This window comes from Stenotrophomonas maltophilia group sp. SKK55 (assembly GCF_057179845.1).
Genome location: NZ_JBXUHP010000059.1, coordinates 1 through 1775, shown reverse-complemented (window position 1 = coordinate 1775; position 1775 = coordinate 1). Strand labels below are relative to the sequence as shown.

2 protein-coding genes and 1 pseudogene are annotated in these 1775 nt (G+C 58.5%); all 3 read right to left on the bottom strand.

The window, feature by feature from the left end; translation table 11 throughout:
• Window positions 1–287, bottom strand: a pseudogene (locus tag AC2A1N_RS18025) (type IV secretion system protein); the annotation flags it as partial.
• Between the two features lie 189 nt (window positions 288–476).
• The gene (locus AC2A1N_RS18020) at window positions 477–869 is read right to left on the bottom strand and encodes a DUF4189 domain-containing protein (RefSeq protein ID WP_258014988.1); all 393 of its coding nucleotides are present in this window, start codon (window positions 867–869) and stop codon (window positions 477–479) included.
• A 165-nt stretch (window positions 870–1034) separates the two neighbouring features.
• On the bottom strand, window positions 1035–1775 hold a 741-nt coding region (locus tag AC2A1N_RS18015), incomplete at its 5' end, for a type IV secretion system protein (RefSeq protein WP_484373061.1).

Sequence of the window (1775 nt, the reverse complement as noted above, 5' to 3'; positions counted from 1 at the left end):
TGCAGCTCGGGATCATTGAGAATCTTGATCCCATCGATGCTGGACAACGCCACCTGCATCCAGGCAAGGCTCTTGTCGATCTGCGCCTCGGGCTTTTCATCCTTGCCGGTCACAACGTGCGTGATCAGGCCCTTCACGTCTTCCGTCAGGAATTCATGGAGGTCGCGACCGAACATGCCCATGCTCGTCGCCACCGCCACGATCAGGGCGGCGCGCGCCATGTTGGTCACCAGGATCATCATCGAATCCCGGCTGCGGCCGGTGACGATCCGATAGCCCTGTACCACTTTCCCAGCGCAGTAGAAGAACACTTGCCCACTAAACAAGGTGCACGAGTCGCAATGCAACCTTGATGAAGTCGTTCTCGCTCAACTTCTCGCCGAGCGGCTTCTTCAGCCGCGCGTTCTACCCCAGGCTCTTGAGCAGCTTGGCTCAGGTACGCTCATACCATCAAAGATGTCACGGCAGTCATGAGACTAGAACGACTCAAAGATCGGCTCAGAACAATCTGTATAAAGAACTTTGCACTGGCCGCCACCGATGTCCGCGCAATGGGACAAGACTCGATTTGCAGCCTCCTCCTTGGAGCCTGCAACCGAATAGGAGACACGGCCCTTACTCCCCCTCTCGGGATCAGCATATGCAACACACTGGTTCTTGTAGGTAGTTCCGACTTTGCAATCTCTAGCGCCATGGCTTGCGCAACGGGAAAGCGCCTCGGACGAAGCTTCCTGCTTTGAACGCCTTCCAACCGAAGCCCCCATATCACCTGTGCTTACTGCGGTTGCAATAGCTCCCCAGGTTTTGATCCAGCGGCCAGTCGCGACCGGACCACTCGACCCTGCATCGCCTCCATTAGAGCCCGGCATTGGCGCACATCCACCAACCCCCTGTCCGCCAATCGGATATTGTCCGGGCGGGCAGCGCCCCTCCGCTTGGGCATCTTCTGTCACAAGCAAGAACAAAGCAGAGCAAATCCAAAAGAGGGAGATCACAATGCGCTTCACGTTAACACTCCAAATACGCCTGAATCACTATCTACCAGGATGAGCAGCTCGCTGGCCAGCTTCCGCAATCTTTGTCGCATCCGACTGCGGCAATGTCATGCGGCTTGTTGACTGACTACTGTAGTCACCGGAGTCGACAGTTCGTCCCTTCTCTGGCGTCGCTGGCGTGTAGTAACTACCCGGCGGCTGCCCGCTGGGCCCCGGCGCCTGCGCCACCGGGCTGCCACCTATCTGCGAATATGCCATGAAGCTGCCCAAGGTTCCCTGGAAGAACATCGCTGCCATTGGGGGAGCGGTCAGGATCAGGGTTGTGAGAATCAGGCCCATGCCGCCCTGCTGCATCGCCTGGCTGGTCATGCCGTCGCTGGAGGCGCCTTCGAGTAGGAACTTGTTGACCAAGGCGGTGGACCAGAACGCGGTCGAGACACGGATCACCATGTCCAGCGCGATCGATACCATCGCTGCCAGTACCGCCATCGAGAACATCGTGCCGATGCCGTAGAACAGCCATCGCTGGAACAGCTGCTTGGTCTGGTCGAACAGCAGACACAGAATGAACAAGGGACCCAGGCCGATGAACAGCGCCAGCGCGACCTCGTAGAGCAGCAACATCGCACCAGCGGTGACGGCCGGACCGCCCGTGCCCATGCCGATGAACCACAGCGCCCGCGTCTTGTCCGCCTGCAACCCTGGATCATTCAGGATCTTGATGCCATCAATGCTCGACAGCGCCACTTGCATCCAGGCCAAGCTCTTGTCGATCTGCTC